This window comes from Rhizobium sp. NXC24 (assembly GCF_002944315.1).
Taxonomy (GTDB): domain Bacteria; phylum Pseudomonadota; class Alphaproteobacteria; order Rhizobiales; family Rhizobiaceae; genus Rhizobium.
Genome location: NZ_CP024311.1, coordinates 540876 through 563881 on the forward strand (window position 1 = coordinate 540876; position 23006 = coordinate 563881).

22 protein-coding genes and 1 tRNA gene are annotated in these 23006 nt (G+C 60.1%); 11 read left to right on the forward strand and 12 right to left on the reverse strand.

The genetic code is table 11. From position 1 onward, the window contains the following. Nucleotides 1-72: 72 nt before the first annotated feature. On the forward strand, nucleotides 73-1113 hold the full coding sequence (pyrC, locus tag NXC24_RS02700; RefSeq protein WP_104821897.1) for a dihydroorotase: 1041 nt from the start codon (nucleotides 73-75) through the stop codon (nucleotides 1111-1113). 179 nt (nucleotides 1114-1292) lie between these two features. Further along, the gene (locus NXC24_RS02705) at nucleotides 1293-2471 is read left to right on the forward strand and encodes a GGDEF domain-containing protein (RefSeq protein ID WP_104821898.1); all 1179 of its coding nucleotides are present in this window, start codon (nucleotides 1293-1295) and stop codon (nucleotides 2469-2471) included. Nucleotides 2472-2478: 7 nt separating this feature from the next. Here the strand turns inward: NXC24_RS02705 and NXC24_RS02710 are convergent, their stop codons facing one another. Then, nucleotides 2479-2958, reverse strand: a complete 480-nt coding sequence (locus tag NXC24_RS02710) for an anthrone oxygenase family protein (RefSeq protein WP_104821899.1) — start codon at nucleotides 2956-2958, stop codon at nucleotides 2479-2481. Between the two features lie 158 nt (nucleotides 2959-3116). Between NXC24_RS02710 and NXC24_RS02715 the strand changes: the two genes are divergently transcribed. From NXC24_RS02715 to NXC24_RS02725, 3 genes are all read left to right on the forward strand, one after another. After that, a complete protein-coding gene (locus tag NXC24_RS02715) occupies nucleotides 3117-3788 on the forward strand; it encodes a TetR/AcrR family transcriptional regulator (protein WP_104821900.1) in 672 nt (223 codons plus the stop codon). Between the two features lie 100 nt (nucleotides 3789-3888). Beyond that, nucleotides 3889-4590: an orotate phosphoribosyltransferase gene (locus NXC24_RS02720; RefSeq protein WP_104821901.1), complete on the forward strand. Its 702-nt coding sequence runs from the start codon at nucleotides 3889-3891 to the stop codon at nucleotides 4588-4590. Nucleotides 4591-4665: 75 nt separating this feature from the next. Next, nucleotides 4666-5592, forward strand: a complete 927-nt coding sequence (locus NXC24_RS02725) for a carbohydrate kinase (protein ID WP_104821902.1) — start codon at nucleotides 4666-4668, stop codon at nucleotides 5590-5592. Between the two features lie 122 nt (nucleotides 5593-5714). Here NXC24_RS02725 and pgi read toward each other — a convergent pair whose 3' ends face one another. Together pgi and NXC24_RS02735 are read right to left on the reverse strand one after the other, a co-directional pair. Next, nucleotides 5715-7340, reverse strand: a complete 1626-nt coding sequence (gene pgi / locus NXC24_RS02730; protein ID WP_104821903.1) for a glucose-6-phosphate isomerase — start codon at nucleotides 7338-7340, stop codon at nucleotides 5715-5717. A 188-nt stretch (nucleotides 7341-7528) separates the two neighbouring features. Beyond that, a complete protein-coding gene (locus tag NXC24_RS02735) occupies nucleotides 7529-9226 on the reverse strand; it encodes a long-chain fatty acid--CoA ligase (RefSeq protein ID WP_104821904.1) in 1698 nt (565 codons plus the stop codon). A 360-nt stretch (nucleotides 9227-9586) separates the two neighbouring features. On the opposite strand from NXC24_RS02735, the gene NXC24_RS02740 reads away from it, so the two are divergent. Further along, a complete protein-coding gene (locus tag NXC24_RS02740; protein WP_104821905.1) occupies nucleotides 9587-9982 on the forward strand; it encodes a PRC-barrel domain-containing protein in 396 nt (131 codons plus the stop codon). A gap of 62 nt (nucleotides 9983-10044) precedes the next feature. Here the strand turns inward: NXC24_RS02740 and NXC24_RS02745 are convergent, their stop codons facing one another. The 5 genes from NXC24_RS02745 to NXC24_RS02765 form a co-directional block, all read right to left on the reverse strand. Further along, entirely contained in the window at nucleotides 10045-10440 is a 396-nt protein-coding gene (locus tag NXC24_RS02745) for a VOC family protein (RefSeq protein ID WP_104821906.1), read from the reverse strand. A 61-nt stretch (nucleotides 10441-10501) separates the two neighbouring features. After that, nucleotides 10502-11251 (reverse strand): ABC transporter permease, encoded by a 750-nt coding sequence (locus NXC24_RS02750; RefSeq protein WP_104821907.1) that lies wholly within the window; start codon nucleotides 11249-11251, stop codon nucleotides 10502-10504. Further along, nucleotides 11248-12186 (reverse strand): ABC transporter ATP-binding protein, encoded by a 939-nt coding sequence (locus tag NXC24_RS02755; protein ID WP_245463965.1) that lies wholly within the window; start codon nucleotides 12184-12186, stop codon nucleotides 11248-11250. The genes NXC24_RS02750 and NXC24_RS02755 overlap by 4 nt, the downstream gene beginning before the upstream one ends. A gap of 5 nt (nucleotides 12187-12191) precedes the next feature. Next, nucleotides 12192-13358, reverse strand: a complete 1167-nt coding sequence (locus NXC24_RS02760) for an ABC transporter permease (protein ID WP_104821909.1) — start codon at nucleotides 13356-13358, stop codon at nucleotides 12192-12194. Between the two features lie 124 nt (nucleotides 13359-13482). Then, nucleotides 13483-14391: an ABC transporter substrate-binding protein gene (locus NXC24_RS02765; RefSeq protein ID WP_104821910.1), complete on the reverse strand. Its 909-nt coding sequence runs from the start codon at nucleotides 14389-14391 to the stop codon at nucleotides 13483-13485. Nucleotides 14392-14844: 453 nt separating this feature from the next. On the opposite strand from NXC24_RS02765, the gene NXC24_RS02770 reads away from it, so the two are divergent. Together NXC24_RS02770 and NXC24_RS35000 are read left to right on the forward strand one after the other, a co-directional pair. After that, nucleotides 14845-16065 (forward strand): LysR family transcriptional regulator, encoded by a 1221-nt coding sequence (locus tag NXC24_RS02770; protein WP_104824971.1) that lies wholly within the window; start codon nucleotides 14845-14847, stop codon nucleotides 16063-16065. A gap of 269 nt (nucleotides 16066-16334) precedes the next feature. Further along, nucleotides 16335-16565 (forward strand): hypothetical protein, encoded by a 231-nt coding sequence (locus tag NXC24_RS35000; RefSeq protein WP_158704415.1) that lies wholly within the window; start codon nucleotides 16335-16337, stop codon nucleotides 16563-16565. Between the two features lie 84 nt (nucleotides 16566-16649). Here NXC24_RS35000 and NXC24_RS02780 read toward each other — a convergent pair whose 3' ends face one another. Continuing rightward, a complete protein-coding gene (locus NXC24_RS02780) occupies nucleotides 16650-16949 on the reverse strand; it encodes an antibiotic biosynthesis monooxygenase family protein (RefSeq protein ID WP_104821912.1) in 300 nt (99 codons plus the stop codon). Between the two features lie 213 nt (nucleotides 16950-17162). Between NXC24_RS02780 and NXC24_RS02785 the strand changes: the two genes are divergently transcribed. Both NXC24_RS02785 and NXC24_RS02795 read left to right on the forward strand, forming a co-directional pair. Further along, the gene (locus tag NXC24_RS02785; RefSeq protein ID WP_104821913.1) at nucleotides 17163-17516 is read left to right on the forward strand and encodes a TM2 domain-containing protein; all 354 of its coding nucleotides are present in this window, start codon (nucleotides 17163-17165) and stop codon (nucleotides 17514-17516) included. A 716-nt stretch (nucleotides 17517-18232) separates the two neighbouring features. Further along, nucleotides 18233-19075, forward strand: a complete 843-nt coding sequence (locus NXC24_RS02795) for a class I SAM-dependent methyltransferase (protein WP_104821915.1) — start codon at nucleotides 18233-18235, stop codon at nucleotides 19073-19075. Between the two features lie 286 nt (nucleotides 19076-19361). On the opposite strand, the gene NXC24_RS02800 is transcribed toward NXC24_RS02795, so the two are convergent. Together NXC24_RS02800 and NXC24_RS02805 are read right to left on the reverse strand one after the other, a co-directional pair. Beyond that, nucleotides 19362-19437, reverse strand: a tRNA-Thr gene (locus NXC24_RS02800). A gap of 137 nt (nucleotides 19438-19574) precedes the next feature. Beyond that, complete coding sequence (locus NXC24_RS02805) at nucleotides 19575-20534, reverse strand: nitronate monooxygenase family protein (protein WP_104821916.1); 960 nt, start codon at nucleotides 20532-20534, stop codon at nucleotides 19575-19577. A 325-nt stretch (nucleotides 20535-20859) separates the two neighbouring features. Here NXC24_RS02805 and NXC24_RS02810 point away from each other — a divergent pair, with 325 nt between their 5' ends. Further along, entirely contained in the window at nucleotides 20860-22101 is a 1242-nt protein-coding gene (locus NXC24_RS02810; RefSeq protein WP_104821917.1) for a hypothetical protein, read from the forward strand. A gap of 18 nt (nucleotides 22102-22119) precedes the next feature. Here NXC24_RS02810 and ppk2 read toward each other — a convergent pair whose 3' ends face one another. Next, on the reverse strand, nucleotides 22120-23001 hold the full coding sequence (ppk2, locus tag NXC24_RS02815) for a polyphosphate kinase 2 (protein WP_104821918.1): 882 nt from the start codon (nucleotides 22999-23001) through the stop codon (nucleotides 22120-22122). Nucleotides 23002-23006: the final 5 nt, after the last annotated feature.

Genomic DNA, 23006 nt, shown 5'->3' on the forward strand with positions numbered 1-23006 from the left:
GCTGATTGTTTTGCGGTGGCTTATGGTGCTATCGAAAGCGCGACAAATTGAGACCATTCAGAGGTTCGCGCCATGCAAAAGCTCACCATCCGCCGCCCCGACGATTGGCATCTGCATCTGCGGGATGGCGCCGTGCTGGAAGGCGTGATCGGCGATACCTCGAGGCATTTCGCCCGCGCCATCATCATGCCGAACCTTGTGCCGCCGGTTGTCACCACGGCGGATGCGGCTGCCTATCGTGAGCGCATTCTGAAGGCATTGCCGGCAGGCGACCGCTTCCAGCCGCTGATGACGCTTTATCTCACCGAGCACACCGATCCCGACGATGTCGAGGAAGGCAAGAAAAGCGGCCTCATTACCGCCGTCAAACTTTATCCCGCCGGTGCGACGACCAACTCCCATGGCGGCGTTCGGAATATGGACAAGGCCATGCCGGTGCTGGAGCGCATGGCCAAGATCGGCCTGCCGCTCTGCGTGCATGGCGAGGTGACGTCGCCGGATGTCGATATTTTCGACCGCGAGGCCGTTTTCATCGAGACCGTGCTCGATCCGCTGCGTCAGCGCCTGCCGGAACTGAAAGTCACCATGGAGCACGTGACGACATCTGATGGCATCGACTACATCAAGTCGGCAAAGGCCAATCTCGCCGGCTCGATCACCACGCATCACCTGATCATCAACCGCAACGCCATCCTCGTCGGCGGCATCCGGCCGCATTATTACTGCCTGCCGGTCGCCAAGCGCGAAAGCCACCGCCTGGCGCTGCGTGCGGCCGCCACGAGCGGCGACGCTAAATTCTTCCTCGGCACCGATTCCGCCCCGCATGTCGATCCGCTGAAGGAATGCGCCTGTGGCTGCGCCGGCATCTATACGTCGCTCAACACCATGAGCTGCCTGGCGCATGTTTTTGAACAAGAAGGCGCGCTCGACAAGCTCGAGGCTTTCGCTTCGCTGAACGGTCCCGCCTGGTATGGGCTTGCGGCGAACGAGGATCGCATTACCCTGATCCGCCGCGCGGAATCGGTTGCCTTTCCCGACAGGATCGAAACTGGAGCCGGCCCCATTACCGTCTTCGATCCGATGTTCCCCTTGCACTGGGATGTCGAGGGCTGAGAAAATAACTCTGCGCGCCGATGAAAATATTTTGTTCGAAAACTGCTTTCGTAATATCAAAGGCATATTTCATTGAAATACATGATCTTTATCGGATCCCGTAACCAATTTGATACCCCTTGAGGGGTAGCGTTATGCCGATCCCTAACGGTGTGGAATGAAACCGTCGAAGGAAGAGCATGGAGCTTGATTATAATTCTCTTCTGCTGGCCCTTGGCGTTTCCGCCTCCTGTCTTGCGGTGACGCTGGGTGGAAGCTGGTTTTCCCGTCGGCCGGAGACATTCCTGCTGACCTGTTCTGCCGGTCTTGTACCAATCGTCGTCGGGATTTTCACCTATGGTGCTTATGTCGACCAGCCGCGACCGACGCTCGCCATTATTACCTTCGTGCTGTTTTTCATCGGCTTTTCGGTCATCTGGGCGGCGGGATATCAGTTCCGCACGCGCCGGTTTTCCAAGGCCCGCGCTCTGTTGGGAAGCCTGACCGGTATTGCCGCTTCCGTGCCGGCCATGCTCGCCGGTTATGATGGCCTCGCTTTCATGTGCGACAATATCGTCGTCGCAGTGCTCCTCCTGCTAACGGCGCGCGAATATTGGCTAAGCCGTCAGGAGGCGCCGACGCCGCTCTACGGCATCACCGCGCTTTACACATTGACTGCTATTTCCTTCGCGCTGTGTGCAGGAGTCTTGATCTGGGACGGCAAACTCGTGCTTGGCCATGCGCCGGACAATTGGGCCGAAGATGTCAGCCTTGCCATCTGCATTGCCGGCATGACCGGCATCGGCGCCCTGTCGCTGGCGCTACACCAATGGCGTCAGGCGGCGCATCATCGTCAGCAGGCCATCACCGATCCGCTGACCGGCCTGCTCAACCGGCGGGCTCTGTTCGATCTCTATGGCCACCGCTCTTTCGGCCCTTCCATGGCGGTGATCGTCTTCGACATCGATCGCTTCAAGTCCGTCAACGATCAGTATGGCCATGCCACCGGCGACATAGTGCTAAAGCTTTTTGCCAAGGAATTGTCGGGTGGACTGCGGGCCTCCGACACGGTGGCCCGTCTCGGCGGCGAAGAATTCGCGCTTGTCCTCGACAATGCCTTGCCGGGCCGGGCCGAGCAGATCGCCGAACGGGTGCGCGATGCTTTTGCGGCCCGCGAGTTCACCGTGGACGGCAAGTCTTTCGCCTGCACGGTCAGCGCCGGCATTGCGCTCGGCACCCCCGAGGGCATGGGCTTCGACAGCGTCCTCAGTGCCGCCGACAAGGCGCTTTATGCCGCCAAGCGTAATGGCCGCAACCGCGTCGAGGTTACGGCCTATCTGCACGCCGTCTCGCCGGACGTTTCCCGCACGGCGTCCTGATGGTCAGCTAAAAGAGAGCCCGGACGAAGGCGCAGGAAGCAAGCAGCGACGCCACGGTGCGCACATGGTTCCATCTCGTCCAATCGGTGAGATAGGTGCTCCATAGCTGAGCTGCTTCCGCCGTACGGCCATCGAGCTTATCCAAAGCGTCATTCAAAGGAACGTTGAATACCATGGTCGAAAGAAGGCTGGCGACGAGGTAGAGCGCCGCGCCAGCAATCATCAGGATGCTGACGCCGCCCCGCCAATACACGATGGCCAGGACCGCTATGAACACCGAGAGCGCCGCCGTCAACAGGAACAGTACGATAAAGGGTGAACGCACAATCGTCGTATTGATCGATTGCATGGCGGCGACGCCCTGATCGACGGTAAGACGGGCAAAGGCCTGCATAATGAACGTCGAGAAGGCAAAGTAGACGCCGGCGAGAAGACCGCTGCCGAGCGCGGCAGTAATGAGAGCGATATTCGTGATCGGATAGGTCATGACGGGACACTCCAGATGCCGGGTGCGGCGGTTTCACGGGCATAATCGGAAAATCCCTATCGGGCCTTTTCCTACTCGGAATGTGATAAATTATCTTATTTGCGAAATGTGATAAACTCTCTTATATCGTCTGTCAAGAATGTTGGACGAGTCGTGACATGAAGCAGGAACCGGTTGTTAAGCGCAGGCGCAGCAAGGAGGAGGCGGGGACGCCGCGCCGAATCCCCAGCCAGCAGCGCGGCCGCGAGCGTGTCGAGCGGATATTGTCCGTTGCCATGGAGCTGATCGAAAAGAACGGCAGCGACGCGTTGCGTATGGGCGAGATCGTCGAAAAGGCCGGCGTATCCTTCGGTTCGCTCTATCAATATTTTCCCGACAAGACCGCCATCATCCGCGTCCTAGCCGAACGCTTCAATGAACAGGGGCGGCAATGTGTGGAAAGCGAACTGGCTCGCGTGAAAAGCACCGCCGATCTTCAAGGCGCTCTTGGCAGCATCGTCGACGGTTACTATGCGATGTTCCGCGATGAGCCGGTGATGCGGGATATCTGGCATGCGACGCAGGCCGACAAGCTTCTGCAGGAGATCGATGCCGAGGATATGGAGTGGCATTCCCAGGCTTTTCTGGCTGTTCTCCATCGTCTCTGGCCTGCGCGCGATTCCGCGGAGCTGGCTCGGGTCGCTCGACTGACCATGCAACTGGTTGCAGCCGCCGTGCGCTACGCGATTTCGATCGGGAAAGAGGAGGGCGATAGGGCGATCGCCCTGTTCAAGGCAATGCTGCCCGCCGATATCGGCGCCGTTTCGGAGAGACCGAACTCGATGAAATAGCAGCCTCGGGAGGGGGGCATAAAACCCGCGATCCGTCTGGAAACCTCGGCCACTTGCTGCTATTGCCGCAGGAATGTCTTAAATAGCGAAGGAGGCCCGCATGACCACCCAGATGACATTTTCCGATCGCGCCGTTATGGCCGAATTGGTGGCGAAGATGCTTTGGGAGATCAAGGCGGTGCATTTCAGCGCCGACAAACCATATAAGCTCGCTTCGGGCATGGCGAGTCCAGTCTATATCGATTGCCGCAAGCTGATTTCCTACCCGCGCATCCGCTCCACCGTGATGGATTTCGCCGCCAGCATCGTCATGCGCGATGCCGGTTTCGAGCAGTTCGATTGCGTCGCCGGCGGTGAAACAGCGGGCATTCCCTTCGCCGCCTTCCTCGCCGAACGCCTCGACTTGCCAATGATCTATGTCCGCAAGCAGCCGAAGGGCCATGGCCGCAATGCGCAGATCGAGGGCCATATGCCTGAGGGGGCGCGCGTGCTGGTCATCGAGGATCTGACGACGGCGGGCGGCAGCATGTTCACGTTCATCGACGCCATCCGCGCCGCCGGCGGCATCGTCGACCACGGCATGGCGCTGTTTTACTACGGCATTTTCCCGGAAGCCGAGGAGCGGTTTGCCAATCGCAAGGTTCGGCTTCACCATATCGCCACCTGGCGTGACGCGCTTGCCGTCGCCAAGGCGCAAAAGCTGTTCGACGACAAAACGCTCGAAGAAGTTGAAGCTTTTCTCGACGCTCCACTCGCCTGGTCCGGCCGCAACGGCGGTGTATCGGAACTGGCAACAAAGTGACGCTTTGCTTTTGCCGCAAAGTTATCTAATCGATTTACGGAACTAGACGACAGACGTGCGCTCGAGGAGGCCGGAATGATATTGTGCTGTGGCGAAGCTTTGATCGACATGCTGCCGCGAGATACGACGCTGGGTGAAAAGGCCTTTGCGCCCTATGCCGGCGGTGCGATCTTCAACACTGCGATTGCGCTTGGCCGCCTGGGCGTGCCGACCGGTTTCTTCACCGGCATTGCCGACGACATGATGGGCGATATCCTGCGCGAGACGCTCTCGGCGGCCAAGGTGGATTACAGCTATTGCGCCATCGCTCCCCGTCCGAGCACGATCGCTTTCGTCAAGCTCGTCAATGGTCAGGCGACCTATGCCTTCTACGACGAAGGTTCCGCCGGCCGCATGATCACCGAGGCCGATCTCCCGACCTTGGGGGACGACTGCGAAGCCCTGCATTTCGGCGCCATCAGCCTAATCCCCAACCCTTGCGGCGCGACCTATGAAGCGCTGATGAAGCGCGAGCACCAAAGCCGCGTCATTTCGCTCGATCCGAACATCCGGCCCGGTTTCATCAAGGACAAGGCCGCGCATATGGGCCGTATCAGCCGCATGGCCGCCATGTCCGATATCCTGAAATTCTCGGACGAGGACCTGGAATGGTTCGGCATCCCCGGAAACCATGACGAGCTTGCTGCTCACTGGCTGAACCAGGGCGCCAAGCTGATCGTCGTTACCAAGGGCGCCGAGGGCGCGACAGGGTACACGAAGTCGTTGAAGGTTACGGTCCCGAGCGAACGCGTCACCGTGGTCGATACCGTGGGAGCAGGCGACACGTTCGACGCAGGCATCCTGGCATCGCTGAAGATGAATGATCTGCTGACCAAGGCGCAGGTCGCTTCGCTGGATGAGAAGGCGCTTCGCGACGCACTCGCTTTGGGCGCCAAGGCGGCAGCCGTTACGGTTTCCAGGGCAGGGGCAAATCCGCCCTGGGCGAGTGAGATTGGGCTGTAAGGGGTCCTATCCCGCCCCTGGCGGGCGGGATAACCATCGCGATTGCCGCGTAAGTCTATCACCAACAAAAAAGCCCCGCCTGACGCAGCAGACGGGGCCATCTTATTTTTGGTCGAAGAGAGTTACTTCGCCCGGCTTGCCAGCGCAGCCACCAGGCCCTGTGTCGACGAATCATGGCCGGCAGCGCTTTCCTTGCCTTCGATGACCGGCAGCAGGCCGGTTGCCAGCTCCTTGCCGAGCTCGACGCCCCACTGGTCGAAGGAGTTGATGCGGAACAGCACGCCTTCGACAAAAACGCGGTGTTCATAGAGAGCGATCAGGCGGCCGAGCGCATAAGGCGTCAGCTTGTCGTAGACAAAGGTGATCGACGGACGGTTGCCGGTGAAGACGCGATGCGGCGCGATGAAATCGGCCTTCTTGTCGTCCATGCCCTTGGCGGTGAGCTGGGCCTTGGCTTCCGCGAAGGTGCGGCCCTTCATCAGGGCTTCCGACTGTGCCACGCAGTTCGCCATCAGCAATTGGTGCTGGTGACGCAGATCCGGTTCGAAGGCATTGGCGGCAATCATGAATTCGGCCGGGATGATGCTCGTGCCCTGGTGGATGAGCTGGTAGAAGGCATGCTGGCCGTTGGTGCCCGGCTCGCCCCAGACGACGGGACCGGAATTGCCCTCGACCGGCGTGCCGTCGATGGTGACCCCCTTGCCGTTCGATTCCATGTCGAGCTGCTGCAGATAGGCCGGGAAGCGCGACAGGCGCTGGTCATAGGGCAGGATGGCGCGGGTGGTGTAGCCCAGCACGTTGCGATGGTAGAAGCCGATGAGGCCAAGCAGCATCGGCAGGTTTTCCTTGAAGGGCGCCTTGCGAAAATGGTTGTCCATCGCATGCGCGCCGTCGAGAAACTTGCCGAAGTTCTCCGGACCGACGGCGATCATCAGCGGCAGGCCGATGGCTGACCAGATCGAGTAGCGGCCGCCAACCCAATCCCAGAAGCCGAAGACGCGCTCGCTGTCGATGCCGAAGGCGGCAACCTTGTCGAGCGCGGTCGAAACGGCGGCGAAGTGATGCTGAACGGCTGCTTCGCCAAGCGCCTTGGCGATGAAGTTGCGCGCCGTCTGGGCGTTCGTCATCGTCTCGATGGTGGTGAAGGTCTTGGACGCAATGATGAACAGCGTCGTTTCCGGCGAAACGAGCTTCAGGATGTCGGCGATATGGGCGCCGTCGATGTTGGAGACGAAATGCGCGCGCGGGCCGTCATGGAAGGGAGCTAGCGCCAAGGTCGCCATGACCGGACCGAGGTCGGAGCCGCCGATGCCGATATTGATGACGTCAGTGATCGCCTTGCCGGTCGCGCCCTTTAGCGTGCCAGAGCGGATGCCGTCGGCAAATTTGCCCATGGCCGCCAAGACGCCGTTGACGTCGGGCATCACATCCTTGCCGTCGACGAGAACAGGCGTGTTGGAGCGATTGCGCAGCGCGGTGTGCAGAACGGCGCGGTTTTCGGTGAAGTTGATGGCAACGCCCGAGAACATCTCGTCGCGCTTGGCTGCGATGCCGCCTTCGGTTGCGAGCTTCTCGAGAAGCGCGAAGATCTCGTCGTTCACCGCGGTCTTGGAATAGTCCATCAGCAGGTCGTCAAGCGAGGTGCTGAAGCGGGAGAAACGTTGGGCGTCGGCGGCGAAGGCGGCGCGGATATCGGTGGCCTTGGTGGCCGCTGCGGTGCTCTTCAGTTGTTCGACGAGGGCGTTCATGGAGGGGCTCCTTGCGGTTCGCGCCGCTGGCCGTCTGGCGAGGGCGGGGGCACTCTGAGTTAGTCGCGGAAACTATTCGCTTTGTGAGGGGTAAATCAAGTTCGCGCGCACGTAAAAGCGAAAAAAGCCGCCCGCGGATGAAGGCGGGCGGCTTCCCGAATGGCAGGGAATAATGACATCGAATTATGTCAGTTGCGCAATTCCTTGCGCAAGATTTTGCCGACATTCGATTTCGGCAGTTCGCTGCGGAATTCGATGAAGCGTGGCCGCTTGTAGTTGGTGAGGTTTGCAACGCAATGCGCCTTGACATCGGCCTCGGTCAACGCCTGGTCCTTCTTGACGATGAAAAGCTTGACGGCTTCGCCCGAATGTTCGTCCGGCACGCCAATGGCGGCGGCTTCGAGAATGCCGGGATGCATGGCGGCGACTTCTTCGATCTCGTTCGGATAGACGTTGAAGCCCGAAACCAGGATCATGTCCTTCTTGCGGTCGACGATCTTGGTGTAGCCGTGCTCGTTCATGAAGCCCATGTCGCCGCTGCGGAAGAAGCCGTCCGATGTCATCACGCGCGCGGTTTCGGCCGGCTGTTTCCAATAGCCCGCCATGACCTGCGGCCCGCGGATGCAGATCTCGCCGACCTCACCGAGCGGCAGCGATTTGCCGTTCTCGTCGCGAATGTCGAAATCGGTTCCTGTTATCGGCAGGCCGATCGTGCCGGTGAATTCCGGGCTGTCGAAACGATTGGCGCTTGCGACCGGCGATGTCTCGGAAAGACCGTAGCCCTCGGTGATCCAGGCCCCCGTCATCTTCTGCCAGCGCTCGGCGACCGGCCGCTGCACCGCCATGCCGCCGGCGAGAGTCGCTGTGTTGGAGAGATCGAGCTTGGCAAATTCCGGATTGTTCATCAGCGCATTGAACAGTGTGTTGAGGCCGGGGAACATGTCGAACTTGTACTTGCCCAGCTCCTTGATGAAGGCGGGTATGTCGCGCGGATTGGCGATCAGGACATTATGTCCGCCGAGCGACATGCCCATCAGCGAATTCACCGTGAGCGCGAAGATGTGATAGAGCGGCAAGGCGCAGACGAAGGTGAGCTGCTCGGGACGCGGCTTGTTGATATAGGCCGATTGCAGCCAGAGCAGCAATTGCTGCTGGTTGGCGAGCAGGTTGGAATGCGTCAGGATCGCGCCCTTGGCAACGCCGGTCGTGCCGCCGGTATATTGCAGGAAGGCGATGTCGCTTCTGGTGAGCTCGGATGGCTTCAACGGCAGCCGCGCCCCTTCGGAGAGCACGCCCTTGAAGCTGCGATGGCCGGGAATGGACCATGCCGGTACGAGTTTCTTCACCTTGCGAACGATGAAGTTGACGATGTGGCCCTTGATGCCGAGCATGTCGCCAAGTGCGGTGACCACGACATGGCGCACATCCGTATGCGCCAGAACCTGCTCCACCGTATGGGCGAAGTTTTCAAGCACGAAGATCGCCCTGGCGCCGCAATCGCGAAGCTGGTGTTCCAGCTCGCGCGGCGTGTAGAGCGGATTGACATTGACGACGACAAGACCGGCACGAAGTATGCCATAAACGGTGATCGGGTTTTGCAGCACGTTCGGCATCATGACGGCGACGCGGTCGCCCTTCTGAAGGCCGAGGCTTTGCAGCCATGCGGCGATCTTGCGCGTTTGCGTATCGAGATCGCGATAGGTGATCGATTTGCCCATGCTGGTGAAGGCGAGCTTGTCGCCATAGCGCGCGCAGCTTTCCTCCAGCAATTCAACGAGCGATGCATGCTCCAACGGCGGCAGTTCGGCCGGCACGATATCCGGGTAAGATGCGAGCCAAATCTTTTTGACCAGCGGTCTATCCGAAGGAGCGGAAACTGAATTCATGCGTACTTCCTCCTTGACGCATCATCACGCCCCGCCTTCGGCGAGCCGCGGCTTTGTAGCGTGGCACTGCTTGGTGGAAAAGTCTCCCGCTTTTCGCACCGCTGCCGCTTTTGCCCTCACCTAAAGACGTAGAGCAACAAAGAAAGCTATACTGACTTTGACGTAAACGTCAATAATACCTGAGCGTTAACTATTTTTTAATAAGTTTGAAAAAAGTACTGGAACTTTTGTGACAACAGCGCGTTAATGCGCGGTGAGCGAGGGCCTCACCGAACGCATCGTGCTGCCCGCACGGTACTCCGGGGCGGGGTCGGATGCTCAAGAGTTTTATGTGAAGCGTATCCAAGAGGAGGTGCGCACATGCATAAAGAGAGTGCCGAGACGATTAGCCGCGAACTCTATGTCAAGGACATGTCGATGCTGGTCGCATGCGACCGGGTCGAGGGGTCCAAGGTCTTCGGGTCCGATGGCAAGCAGATCGGTCATATTGAGCGCCTGATGCTGGAAAAAAGCGATGGTCGCATCGCTTTCATCATTCTGAGCTTCGGCGGCTTTTTCGGCATCGGCCAGGATCACTACCGGCTGCCGTGGGAAAAGCTACGCTATGATGCTCGCATCGATGGCTATCGTATCAATATGACCAAGAATGACATCGAAAAAGCCCGCCGTTTCGCCAGCAAGGACGACATCGTCGCCCACAAGGATAATGGCCATAAGAGCCATGACTATTTCGGCGTGCCACCCTACTGGATGTAGGCACACATATAGGAAAGCCAGAAACTGGCCCCGTTTTCACGGGGCTTTGGTTTATGCGGCTTTTACTGAAACCGCCCGTTCCTTTGCATGACTTCGATCCTGTAGCCATCGGGATCGCTGACGAAGAAGAAGAGGGCGAAAAGTCTTCCATCGCGATTGAGTTCAACGATCTTGCCGGGATTGAGACCAAGCTCGGTGAAGCGCGCGTGCTCGTCCCGGAGTTCATCGACCGAAACAGCAAGATGGCCATAGCCTTCCCCGAGTGCATAGGGTTCGATGCGGCCCTGATTGACGGTCAATTCCAATTCGAAACCGGTCTCGGCATTGCTGAGATAGATCAGTGTAAAGGTCGGAAAGGTGACGCGGTCGGCGACCGCGAGCCCGAAAGCCTTGCCGTAGAAATCGACCGCGCGCGCTTCATCGAGCACTCGGATCATCGAATGGATCATTTTCGCCATGTGCGCCTCCCTGTCGTTAAAGGCGGGGCCAAGATCATGCTCCGGAGCCGCCAAGGCTAAATCAGTGCGGCTGCAAGCCGATTTTGCGCGTGACTGCGGTTTCGATCAATTCCATGCCGTCATAGATCAGCACCGCCATCAAGCCGACGATCAAGCCGCCCTGCAGGATGAAGGCGGTGTTGTCGTTGATCAGGCCGGCGATGATGACTTCTCCAAGCCCCTTCGCCGCAACGGTCGAGCCGATCGTCGCCGTGCCGATATTGATGACCGTGGCGATCTTCAGCCCTTCGATGATCAGCGGCAGAGCGAGCGGCAGCTCGACCCGAAACAGCCGCTGCCAGCCGTTCATGCCCATGCCGTCGGCGGCGTCGAGCACGGAGGCCGGCACCTGCTGCAGGCCGGCGACGGTATTTTCGAAGATCGGCAGCAGCGCATAGAGGAAAAGCGCGATCAGTGTCGGCACCGCGCCGAAGCCGGTGGTGGAGATGGCGAGCGCCAATACTGCGACAGGAGGAAAGGTCTGGCCGGCATTGGCGATCGCCCGCGATAGCGGCAGGAAATCGGCGCCGCTCTTGCGGGTGACGAAGATGCCGCCGAGCACGGCGAGAATGCCGCTGGCGGCGATCGAGACGAGGATCAGCTCCATATGGCTGATCGCGAGACCGACCAGGCTGTTCTGCGTATAGATCGGCGATGCTCCGAATTTGGTGAGCGGTGCCAGGATCGGCATCAGCCATTCCGGCCGGAATAGCAGCACCAGCAGCAACGCCAGCGCCAAAAACCGGAAGATGTTGGCGGTCAGAAACTTCATGCTTTGCGGCCCAGTTCGATCAAATGCCGCATGGAGATCGAGCCGACTGGGACCTTGCTGTCGTCTTCGACGGTCGCCTCGTCCGCGCCCTGCCAGATCATCTCGGCCAGTGCATCGCGCAGATTGAGCGTCTGCGGCAGGCTGTAGCCAATGCCCGGTCGCAGCGGCTGCATGCTTTCCTTGAGCGGCAGCAGCGACATCAGCTTCAGCGCCCGGTCGGAGGTACCGGTCAGTTGCTGCACGAAGGGATCGGCGGGCTCGGTGAGGATCTTCCCCGGTTCCGAACATTGCAGCAGCTTGCCTTCGCTCATCACCGCGATCTGGTCGCCGAGATGGAAGGCTTCGTCCATATCGTGGGTGACGAGCACGATGGTCGTGCCGAACTGTTTCTGGATGGCCAGAAGGTCGTCCTGGGCCTTGCCGCGGATGACGGGATCGAGTGCGCCGAAGGGTTCGTCCATCAGCAGGACTTCCGGTTCGGCCGCAAGCGCACGAGCAACACCGACGCGCTGTTGCTGGCCCCCGGAAAGCTGGCTCGGATATTTCGCCGCGAAGGTGCCGGGATCGAGATGGAAGAGATTGAGCAGCTCCTCGACGCGCCGGTCGATGCGCGCCTTGTCCCAGCCGAGCAGTTGCGGCACGGTTGCGATGTTCTGCGCCACGGTGCGATGCGGAAACAGGCCGTGGCCCTGGATGGCATAGCCGATGCGGCGGCGAAGCTCGGTCGCCGGCACGCTCATGACATCCCGGCCGTCGACCAAAATCTGGCCGAGGGAGATCGGCACCAGCCGGTTGATCATGCGCACCAGCGTCGACTTGCCGGAGCCGGAGGTGCCGACAATGACGGTGATCGTGCCTTTTTCCATGCTCATGCTGACATTATCGACCACGGTGGCGTTGCCATAGCGCTTGGTTACGTCCTTCAGCTCGATCATGGCGGTCATGCGTGTTGCCCTCGGATGCTGTCGATGACCGCATCGAGGATGACGGCCGATGAGAATGCGAGAAAGACCGTCGGCACGGCGCCGAGCAGCACCAGATCATTGGCCGTCTGGCCGATGCCCTGGAAAATGAAGAGACCGAAACCGCCACCGCCGATCAACGCCGCGACGGTGACGAGGCCGATCGCCTGCACCAGCACGATGCGGATACCCGTCAGGATGACCGGGAAGGCGAGCGGCAGGTCGATGCCGGTCAGGATCTGCCGGCGTGTCAGCCCCATGCCGGCAGCGGCATCGCGCACCGACGGGTCGACGCCGGCAAGCCCGACGACGGTGTTGGCGACGATCGGCAGCAGCGAATAGATCACCAGCGCCACCAGCGCCGGCGCGGTGCCGATGCCTTGAACGCCGATCGCGGCCGCGAAAGGGACGTGCGCCGCGATATAGCCGAGCGGCAGCATAAGAATGCCGAACAAAGCGAGGCTAGGAATGGTCTGCACCAGGCTCAGGCCGCGCAGAACGACGGCGCGAAGCCTCGGCTGCCAATAACAGAAGATGCCGAGCGGCAGGGCAAGCACGATGGCGATGGCGACCGAGCCGAGCGAGAGGAACACATGGCCAAGCGCCTCGTTCCAGAATTTATCGGCATTGTTGGCGTATTCCTTCATGATCGACAGATTGTCGAGCAGGCCGGATCTAAGGATGATGCCGAGGATCGCGGCATAGAGCGCGAGCGAGGCGACCCGAAGCCATGGCGTAAGCCGCAGCTTCACCAGTGCATCCGAGATCACTAGGCCGATGACCGCGAGCAGCACCCAGAAGGCACCGCCCGGCGTAATGCGCGCCACGGTGCTGCCGGCAGGCGTGGCCGCAGTCGAGACGAAGCCGAGCGTGACGATCAGAAGGGCAATGGCGAGCGTGGCGATGGCGAGGCGGACGAGCTGGTTGCGCAGGAGAAGGGCGGCAAGGGCGGTGGCGACGAGAAGGAGGAGAAGTGCCAGCGCGACGGGCTGGGCGAGGAGCTGCGTCAGCAATTGCGGCTTGCCGGCGGCGATGCGGTTTGCCTTGACGATGATGAACGGCATCGACGCCGCCGCGAGGCAGCCACCGGCCACCAGCACCACTCCGAGACGGTCCACCCTGCGGACCGCTAGCGCATCTTCCATCAAGCAAGCTCCGTCAGCGCATGCCAAAACCGGCGAGGCGGTTTTTGGATAAGATCATGCCTCATCAAATATCCATGCGGCCCCACCTTATCAAAGCGGAGCCGCAGGGGTGATAGGTAAAGTCTTACTTCAGGAAGCCGTTTTCCTTGAGGTAGGATTCGGCAACCGACTTGGCCGGCTCGCCGTCCACCTGGATGCGGCCGTTCAGCTTGCGCAGCACGTCGGCAGTCAGGCCCTTGAAGATCGGGGCCAGAACTTCCTCGATCTTCGGATTGGCCTTCAATACGGCTTCGCGGATGATCGGCGTCGGCGCATAGACCGGCTGCACGCTCTTGTCGTCTTCGAGAACCGTCAGTTCAGCCGCTTCGATGGCGCCGTCAGTGCCGTAGACCATGGCGGTGTTGACGCCGTTGGTCTGGTCGGCCGCAGCCTTGATCGTCGCTGCCGTGTCGCCGCCGGAGAGCACGACTTCCTGCTCTGGCTTGATCTGGAAGTTGTAGGTCGTCTGGAAGGCCGGCAGAGCCGCCGGCGAGTTGACGAACTCGGAAGACGCCGCAAGCTTGACCGGCCCGCCGCCGGCAACCCACTTGCCGAAATCGGACATGGTCTTGAGTTTGGCCGGGCCGGCGACGTCGTTGCGAACGCCGATCGCCCAGGTGTTGTTGGCGGGCGAGGGCGTCAGCCAGACGATCTTATTGGCATCGTAATCGAGCTTCTTCGCCAGATCATAACCCTGCTGCAGGTTCTTCCAGGCCGGATCGTCTGATTTGTTGAAGAAGAAGCCGGCATTGCCGGTATATTCGGCGTAAATGTCAATTTCGCCGGCCGTGATCGCCTTGCGCAAAACGGGCGTCGTGCCGAGCGCGATGCGGTCCTTCGCCTTGATGCCGTTGGCATTGAGCGCGGCGAAGATGATGTTGCCGAGCAGCGTGCCTTCCGTGTCGATCTTTGAGGAGACCACGACGTCGGCAGCGCTGGCACCACTGGCGACGAAAGCCGTTAGCGCGGCGGCGAGTGCGAACTTCTTGAACATGATGTTTCCCTTTGTACCCCGTTGAACCGTTAGTCTGGCGTATCCGTTCGGTTCAAATCCGGTCCCCGGACACGCCACATATGACTGCGGGCCGAAGAACCCGCATGCGAAGTCCTGTCTGCGTCTGGGAGATAGCGCTCGCCACCGAAAAATCGATGACACGCCAGTCCGCCACCTGCAGTCGCCGCGCGATTATGACGAGGGTGCCCGGCATAAGCGCGAAAATAGATTTCTTTTTTCGGGGGCAAGTGCGTTTGTTTTTGTTCCCCTTACCCGTTTCGCCGCCGTTCCGATCTCTTGGGTTGAGCAGGGTCAGTTAGGCGGTCATCGAACGATAGTCCTCGCTCTTTTGGTTTGGGATATCTTTTTTTGAGAACACATCATATCGTGCCGGCATGTTGGTTCGGCCGCGTGCGAGGCAGGGTATGTGGCAGGCTCGAAAGGATGGCCGGCTTGTATCTCGGGGCATTGTTCATCGCCGACACGGTTTTCTCGATCGGCTCCGTCAGGGAGACGGCCCGCAGGCTCTCTTTTTCGGCCTCGACCGTGTCGAGCGCGCTTCGGCGGCTGGAGACGGAGCTGGCGATAAAGCTCGTCGAGCGAGCATCGGGCGAGCTCGCCACCCTGCTTGCCAGCTCGAAGGTGCAGAAGGGCCTGCAGCCGATCCTCTCCGCCATGCGGCAACTCTCGGTGCTGACGAAAGAACCTCCCGCACCACAGGACTATCCCCAATGGGCTGCGCGGCTACCGTTGAGGATCGCCACCATTGAACGTTTCCTGGAGGTCGCCGATCAGGGCAGCATCAATCGCGCCGCCCGCCGCCTGCGTCTCGGTCAGCCGCAGCTTTCGCTGCAGATCGCCAATCTGGAAGAATTGTTCGGTTGCCGCCTGTTTGAACGACAGGCGCAGGGTTCGGTGCTGACCGACGTCGGTCGCGAGGTCTATGCCATCCTTGCCGGTATCGCGGAGGCCTGGGACGAGATGAAGGCGGCGGCGGACGAGCGATTTCAGCGGGCGGCGCGGGCCGTGCGCATCGGGTCGATCATCCCGACCGGCTCGGAGAGCTGGGTGGCCCGCTCGCTCGCCAGCCTTGTGGCGCGCTGGAACATCAGCGGTAACCGCAACACGCTGTCCTTGATGCTGATGACCGCCGACGATTTGCGTGAGGCGCTGAGATCCGGCCGCATTGACGTCGCCATCGTCGATTCCGTCTTCGGTCTCGATGCCTTCGAGCATATGGAGCTGGTGGCAACCGACATGGTAGCGATCGCGCCGCCTGGCAGCACGGAACAGACGGTGACGGCGCTGGTCGAAAACCATCCGCTCTGCGTGCCGAGCTCGCGCACCGGCATCGGCAATGCGGCCACGGCCTTCGGCTACGACAGCGGCGACCGTCGCCGGTTTCGCGGCCGCGACATCACTTCGGCCGACTCGCTTCCCGTCATCGTCGACCTTGTCGCCAATCATGGCTATGTTTCGTTTCTCGGCCGCGTCAGCGCCGCGCCGATTGCCGACAAGGTGCGGATCGTCAATCCGGATCAGATTTTGCCGCTTTCCTATCACCTCGCCCACAATGGCCGCCGTGCTTCCGTCGATGCCTGCCGGCTGATCCAGGAGGCGGTGCGCGAGCTGGTGGGCGCAACGGAAGCTGCTCGAAGTCGCCCAGCATCTTAGGAGATTTTGGACTGACGGGACGCATCCTGACGTCCATACGGAACGGAGCTTAATCGCCAGGCCCGCGCGTACAGGCCGTATTTCTCCCATACCTCATAGCTTTAGCTTCCGGAACATGCATTCCCCTTGAGCGTTTAACTCCATACCCCGCTTGTGCGGGAATGATGTGATCCGGGCCGGCATAGGTATCGCCGGCCTTACGGATGCGTGTAAGGAGAAGAGAAATGAGGATCATCGCAACGGCGTTAGTAGCGCTGGGTATCCTCGCTTTGCCAGTAACCAATGCTGATGCTCATCGTCGGTACTATTACCACCATCATCGGCACTACGGTCCCAGCGTCGTGATCTCGCCGGGCTTCGGCTTCTATGTCGGCCCAAGCTACGGCTACCATCGCTACTACTATCGCGACCGCTACTGGCGCGGTGGGGATTATTGGGGCTACCGCCATGGGTACTATCGCCCTTACTGGCGTGACCGCTACTACGATCCCTGGTACTGAGCAGGCAACCAGCTAACCCAGGCAAGCGGGTTATAATAAACGGCGCCAAAAGGGCGCCGTTGGAGCGTTGTCGTAATGTGCGACTTAGACCGGGCTCAGCACATGCACGGCGCGCGCGGCCATAAGGTCCTTCACTTTCTCCCCATAAGCGGCCATATGCGCCGAAGCGGCATGTGCCTTAAGCGCCGCCATGCTTTCCCATTTTTCGACCACCACGAATGTATCGGGACCAAACGCCGGGTCGGCGCCTTCGACATCCACGACAGCGGTATATTCGATGCAGCCGTCTTCGGCATGCACGGCCGGAACATTCGCCTGGAAGGCTTCGAGCACGGCGGCACGCTTGCCGGGCTGCGCGGTGAGGATGGCGAGAACGTGGATCATGATGGTTCCTCTGAATGGATCGGATGATGGTGACGCAAAAGGATGGATGACGCACATTGCGCGCCGGTTTCGACGAATATCACAAATAGACGGCGGTCGAATGCTTGACTTCACTTCGATGCAGTTGCAATTCTCTATCTAGGCGTGAGTTTTAATGCGCCGATCTATTATGGCGTGAGGGGGCTTGCGCCGGAAAATCACTTGAGAGGGAAAATGGGGCTTTCCACGCAAGAGCAAATATTGGTTGAACAACGTGTGACCAATGAAGCAAAATCGGTGGGCGCAGCCTACTTGCTTTGGTTCTTTCTTGGCACTCTGGGCGCTCACCGGTTTTACCTCGGTAGAACCGGCAGCGGCGTAGTGCAGTTGCTTCTGTTCGTACTCGGTTGGCTTACGACATTCATTGTCATCGGCATCGCCCTCTTAGCTGCGCTGGGCATCTGGTGGATCGTCGATGCTTTCCTCATTTCCGCGATGATTGCCGAGCAAAAGCAGGAGATCCGGCAACGTCTGACTGACGAGGCGCTCTGGGCGAATCAGCAGGCGAGCAGGCAAAACGCGCCGTGATTTCAGCGCATGGCGAAAAGTCATAGTCGTGTAAGAAGATGCTTCGGCGGTGGCAGCGCCGAGATAGGATAGAAGGGTATAGAGCGGCTTTGTAAGCCGCCCACCTTCGCGTGTTCTTAATGTATCGATGAACTTCATCCTCGACGCACAATAACAGCGGCGTACGAAGTGGTGTCTGCCTCTCGTAATCAAAGTGATTACATGACAATCGACAAACATTAGTGCTTCCCTATGTTCATAAAAACAGGAGGAAAGCCAATGTCAGCCGAATGGCCAATGTTCATTTTGCAGTCGATCGTGGTTTTTGGCTTGGTGGGCGCCCTGTTCATCAGGGCATAGCCGCCGTCGCCAAACCCTTTGCCGCCTGAACCGCGGTTTCTCGGTCTCGAAGCCAAGCAGCCCGACCGATCAAACGGTCGGGCTGCTTGCACGATCCGATCAGGGGTCAAATCCAACCAGATCACAAATCATTAAGTTGAACTTATTATAAGTCAACTACTATCCATCCAAACCGTGCACGCCTCCCATCAAGACCAAACGTCCACCATCCGTCTAAAGCCCCGAATTGCTTGAACTTGACCAGTAGGGGCTTGTCCGCAGGGGTATGGTATTGCCGCAGCGGCTGCTGACAACTGCACGATTATCCATACCGACGCATTTTTGACGGAAAGCCGTTTTTCTGGCAACCTACGCTGGGGCGAAGGGGACTATCCGGCATGTCCGAGCACAATCCGGCGAGCAGCGATGCCTTCTATGGCTCGCAATACACACGCATCTACGGCCAACTTGCGTCAGAAATCCGCAGAGAGGCTTTCGGCGAGGATTTCGGGCAGGAAAGTTGGCGCGGTCCAGCTGAGCAGGCCGAGATCGCCGCCCTTCTGAGGCTAGGTCCGGACGCGTGCGTTCTCGATGTAGCGTGCGGGGCCGGCGGCCCATCCCTTGCTTTGGTAGAGCAAACCGGCTGCCGCCTCCTGGGCATCGACATCGTGCCTGAAGGCGTGTCAAGCGCGACAGCGGAAGCGGTGAAGCGAGGACTCACGGATCTAGCCAAGTTTGTCGTGCTCGACGGCGGGGAACCACTCCCGTTCGAAGACGGCACATTCGACGCCATTGTGTGTATCGACTCTATCTCTCATCTTCCCGACCGGCACTCCGCTTTGCGGGATTGGGCACGGCTTTTGAAAGCTGGCGGGCGCCTGGTCTTCACCGATCCGCTCGTCGTGACCGGAGCCCTTTCGAAGTTGGAGATCGACGGCCGTTGCGCTCTGGTCCTCGATGCATCCAATGCACTTTTCGTACCGCCCGGCTTTAATGAAAGCGCCATGACCGCGGCGGGCCTTGTGCTGTTGCAGACTGTCGACCGTGCTGCAGCTGCCGCCGAGATCGCTGGCCGCTGGCGCGACGCCCGCGAGCGCCGCGCGAATGCGTTGATTAGAGAAGAGGGCGAAGACTGGTTCCGACGTAGACAGGTTATGTTGAATATGACCGCTCACCTCGCGTCAGAGCGGAGATTAACGCGGTTCTTCTATCTCGCAGAAAAGCGCGAGGAATCGCAGTAACGGTGCGAATCCGAGCGACCTGCGTGGGCGCTACGCCCGATCGTCACCGCGGCATCGCGTATTTGACGCTCGCAATCGAGGAAGACGGCGATCTTCGATTTCGAGGTACTCATCGGGCCCACTTGAACTTCGCAACTCAAGGCGCGGACGGCGCTCCGCGTCAACGACCGGAACCACCTGTTCTTGGCCGAGGTCGAGGGCACTGCGCCCAAGTTTGGCCCTAGGTTCGCCATCGAGCCAATGATCGCTGTTGAATAGTTGGGTCAAGTATTTGCGTTTATTGGAGTGGTGCCGCTTACGTGACTCGAACACGTGACCCCATCATTACGAATGATGTGCTCTACCGACTGAGCTAAAGCGGCATTCCGGGCCGATCGGTATGGCCCTGCGATTTGCATGGCGCTGATACAGTCAATGCGCCGAGATTTCAAGCGCTCAAATTGCCGATTGGAAAAAAAGCGAGGGGCCTGTGAAAAAGCAGGCGCGCTTTCGAGCGTTCTCAGAGCGCCAGCCGGGCGCGCGCCTGACGATACTGCGCCTCCAGCCGATCGACAAGCGCGGCCACCGGTTCGATTGCTTTGACAGCGCCGATTCCCTGGCCGGAGCCCCAAATATCCTTCCAGGCCTTGGCGCCGGTCGTCGCCGTTTCGAAATCCATCTTGGAAGGATCGGCCTCGGGCAGGTTGTCCGGGTCCATGCCGGCGGCGCGGATCGAGGGTTTGAGGTAGTTGCCGTGGACGCCGGTGAAGAAGTTGGAATAGACGATATCGGCGGCCACGCCGTCGACGATCGCCTGCTTGTAGGCTTCCGCCGCGCGCGCCTCCTCAGTGGCGATGAAGGGCGAGCCGATATAGGCCATGTCCGCGCCCATCGCTTGGGCCGCCAGGATCGCGCCGCCATTGGCGATCGCGCCGGCAAGCAGCAACGGCCCGTCGAACCATTCGCGGATTTCCTGAACGAGCGCGAAAGGCGAGAGCTGGCCGGCATGGCCGCCTGCGCCTGCTGCCACCGCAATCAGCCCATCGGCTCCTTTGCGGATGGCCGAATTGGCATGACGGTTGTTGATGATATCGTGCAGCACTATGCCGCCATAGGAATGCACGGCCGCGTTGACCTCCGGCACGGCGCCGAGCGAGGAAATGACGATCGGCACCTTATATTTGACGCAGAGCATCAGATCGTGTTCCAGCCGCTTGTTCGAGGCATGGACGATCTGATTGACGGCGAAGGGAGCCGACGGGCGTTCGGGATGCGTCGCATCATGCGCAGCGAGATCTTCCGTGATCATCGCCAGCCATTCGTCCAACTGGCTCTCCGGCCGGGCGTTCAGCGCCGGAAACGCACCGACGACACCGGCCTTGCATTGGGCCAGTGTCAAAGCCGGATGCGAGATGATGAAGAGGGGAGAGGCCACGACCGGCAGCCGCAGGCGCTCGGTCAGGACGGAGGGAAGGGCCATGAACATCATCCGTATTTGACGTTTACGAAAACGTCAAAGGGATAGCAGATGTGCGTCGGGAGGGGAAGATGGCAGGCAGTAGGCAATGGGCAATAGGCAATAGTGATTGACGGCATCCGCGATTGAGGCCTTCCCCTGCTGCCTGCTGCCACCCCATTTGTGTCGTCTTTGCCATTTATCCCCGCCCGAGTGTTCGCGCCTCTTTTCGAGAGACTTGCACATTGCCGGTCGGGGCGTTACCGAATTCGGTTAGCGAATAGTAAAGAAATGGTCGTTTTGCGGTAGAGTATGCGGGCGCATCGCGAGTGAGAGTAAAGGACCTGATGTGAGCGGATTAGAAACGGCTATCAGAAGCGCGTTGGAGCGATCCGAGCGCGCCAATCCGGAAATCCGGGCTCGTATCTATCAATCGGCGCGACAGGCGCTCGAAGCCGGGCTTCGCAAGCAGGACATTACCGATATCGGCATTATTTCGGCTCAGCGCCAACGCCTGGAGGCGACCATCCGGGCGATCGAAGGCGAGGAGCGTGCCCGCCCGCCGGAACCGTCTGCTGCCCCCGAGGTGGAGGCGCCTTATGTGCCGCCCGCGCCGCCGCAACAGCAGGCCCCGCGACCGATGCAGCAGCGACAGGAGCAGGAGCCTGTCATGAGCGTTCGCGGCGAGACGCGCGACCACCCTGTTGCCGGCCAAGCCTCCGTTCCCGTCGAACCCACCGCCCCGGAAAGCGATTTTGGCGACATGCGAGCCGGCCCCGCCGATCATCTCGGCGCCGATAGCGATGAACGCCAGGCCGTCGCCGCGCCGGCCGCAACGCGGTCGATGAATTTCAAGCCCGAGCGTGCCGCCGTTCGCCGCAAGCCGCGCAAGTTCTTCTCCCGCCTGCTGGTCTTCTGCATCCTCCTCGCCTTCCTTGGTGTCGGTGCCTGGTGGATCAAGACCTCGGGCGTGTTCATGACGGCGGCCCAGCGCGACACCAGCGTTCCCAATCCGCCCGCGCATGTCGATTCCCAGGATTTCAACGGCAACAACAATGCCGACGATACGTCCGATGACGACGATAACAGTGGCCCCCCCGCCAATCCGGGGCTGGCGACGATCGATCCGCAGAACAGCTTCTCGGAAGAGTGGATCGAGATCTTCAAGCCGACCGACTTGGCCAAAGTCGCCAGCGGCCCGCAGGCCAAGGCCGAGAATGTCTCGGAAAACGAAGGCCCCGCAGTGCGGCTGACCTCTGAGACCAGCGGTGCCGATGGCAACGCATCCGTCGAAGTGCCGGCAAACGTGCTGCAGCAATTGGCCGGAAAATCGTCGACCGTCGCGCTTACGCTGCAGTCCACCTCGGATACACCGACGCAAATCACCGTCGAGTGCGATTTCGGCTCGCTCGGCTCTTGCGGCCGTCATCGTTTCGACGTTACCCGCCAGAAGACTGATGCGCTGTTCCAGGTCCGCTACGATCGTTCGCTTGCGCCCACGACACCGGGTCGCCTGATCATAAACAGCGATGTCGACGGCAAGGCGCGCGGCATCAACATCTACGCAATCCGCGTCCTGCCGGGGCAGTAAGGCTAGGGTGCATCCTGCCTATTTGAGAACATGCAATCCCATGCCAAGGATTTTGTCGTCGATCTCGCCGATCGCCTTCTCGTCCCTGCCGTCATAATCAAGCGCTAGCAGAATGTGACGGATGAGGTTGAGGCGCGCACGACGTTTGTCATTGGCGTGGATCACCGTCCATGGCGCATAGTCCATATGCGTCTCCTTCAGCATCCGGTCGCGCTTTTCGCTGTAGTCCTTCCATTTGGTCAGGGCCGCGATATCCATGGAGGAGAGCTTCCACACGGCGCGCGGATCGTGGCGTCGGTCGTGAAAGCGCTTGAGCTGCATTTCCCTGCCGATATCGAGATAGAATTTGAAGAAGAAAATGCCGTCCTGGACGATGAGCTTTTCCATATGCGGGGTCTGCTTCAGGAATTGCTCGTATTGCTCCTGCGTGCAGAAGCCCATGACCGGCTCGACACCGGCGCGGTTATACCAGGAACGATCGAACAGCACGAATTCGCCCGCTGTCGGGAACTGGGCGACATAGCGCTGGAAATACCATTGCCCGGCTTCCCGGTCGGTCGGCTTGGTCAGCGCCACGGCGCGCGCAAGGCGGGGGTTCATATGTGCCGACGTTGCCGCGATCGCACCACCCTTGCCGGCGGCGTCGCGGCCTTCGAAGAGCGCCATCACCCGCTTACCGGTCGCCTGCAGCCAGAACTGCACTTTGATGAGCTCGATCTGCAGCTTTTCCAGCTCTTCCAGATACTCTTCTTCCTTTAGCTTCTTCTTGTAGGGATAGCCGCCGGAAGCAAGCGCCTCGTCGTCGATCCAGTCTGGCAGCACAGGGTCATCGACATCGAATATGCGCGTCTTGCCATGCATATCCAGCTCCACCGCACGGCTTTTCACGTCCTCTGCCATGTGCT

What these genes read in the sequence shown, in the direction of transcription:
- pyrC (WP_104821897.1), top strand. Translation starts at nt 73, where the DNA reads ATGCAAAAGCTCACCATCCGCCGCCCCGACGATTGGCATCTGCATCTG.
- NXC24_RS02705 (WP_104821898.1), top strand. Translation starts at nt 1,293, where the DNA reads ATGGAGCTTGATTATAATTCTCTTCTGCTGGCCCTTGGCGTTTCCGCC.
- NXC24_RS02710 (WP_104821899.1), bottom strand. Translation starts at nt 2,958, where the DNA reads ATGACCTATCCGATCACGAATATCGCTCTCATTACTGCCGCGCTCGGC.
- NXC24_RS02715 (WP_104821900.1), top strand. Translation starts at nt 3,117, where the DNA reads ATGAAGCAGGAACCGGTTGTTAAGCGCAGGCGCAGCAAGGAGGAGGCG.
- NXC24_RS02720 (WP_104821901.1), top strand. Translation starts at nt 3,889, where the DNA reads ATGACCACCCAGATGACATTTTCCGATCGCGCCGTTATGGCCGAATTG.
- NXC24_RS02725 (WP_104821902.1), top strand. Translation starts at nt 4,666, where the DNA reads ATGATATTGTGCTGTGGCGAAGCTTTGATCGACATGCTGCCGCGAGAT.
- pgi (WP_104821903.1), bottom strand. Translation starts at nt 7,340, where the DNA reads ATGAACGCCCTCGTCGAACAACTGAAGAGCACCGCAGCGGCCACCAAG.
- NXC24_RS02735 (WP_104821904.1), bottom strand. Translation starts at nt 9,226, where the DNA reads ATGAATTCAGTTTCCGCTCCTTCGGATAGACCGCTGGTCAAAAAGATT.
- NXC24_RS02740 (WP_104821905.1), top strand. Translation starts at nt 9,587, where the DNA reads ATGCATAAAGAGAGTGCCGAGACGATTAGCCGCGAACTCTATGTCAAG.
- NXC24_RS02745 (WP_104821906.1), bottom strand. Translation starts at nt 10,440, where the DNA reads ATGGCGAAAATGATCCATTCGATGATCCGAGTGCTCGATGAAGCGCGC.
- NXC24_RS02750 (WP_104821907.1), bottom strand. Translation starts at nt 11,251, where the DNA reads ATGAAGTTTCTGACCGCCAACATCTTCCGGTTTTTGGCGCTGGCGTTG.
- NXC24_RS02755 (WP_245463965.1), bottom strand. Translation starts at nt 12,186, where the DNA reads ATGATCGAGCTGAAGGACGTAACCAAGCGCTATGGCAACGCCACCGTG.
- NXC24_RS02760 (WP_104821909.1), bottom strand. Translation starts at nt 13,358, where the DNA reads ATGGAAGATGCGCTAGCGGTCCGCAGGGTGGACCGTCTCGGAGTGGTG.
- NXC24_RS02765 (WP_104821910.1), bottom strand. Translation starts at nt 14,391, where the DNA reads ATGTTCAAGAAGTTCGCACTCGCCGCCGCGCTAACGGCTTTCGTCGCC.
- NXC24_RS02780 (WP_104821912.1), bottom strand. Translation starts at nt 16,949, where the DNA reads ATGATCCACGTTCTCGCCATCCTCACCGCGCAGCCCGGCAAGCGTGCC.
- NXC24_RS02785 (WP_104821913.1), top strand. Translation starts at nt 17,163, where the DNA reads ATGGGGCTTTCCACGCAAGAGCAAATATTGGTTGAACAACGTGTGACC.
- NXC24_RS02795 (WP_104821915.1), top strand. Translation starts at nt 18,233, where the DNA reads ATGTCCGAGCACAATCCGGCGAGCAGCGATGCCTTCTATGGCTCGCAA.
- NXC24_RS02805 (WP_104821916.1), bottom strand. Translation starts at nt 20,534, where the DNA reads ATGGCCCTTCCCTCCGTCCTGACCGAGCGCCTGCGGCTGCCGGTCGTG.
- ppk2 (WP_104821918.1), bottom strand. Translation starts at nt 23,001, where the DNA reads ATGGCAGAGGACGTGAAAAGCCGTGCGGTGGAGCTGGATATGCATGGC.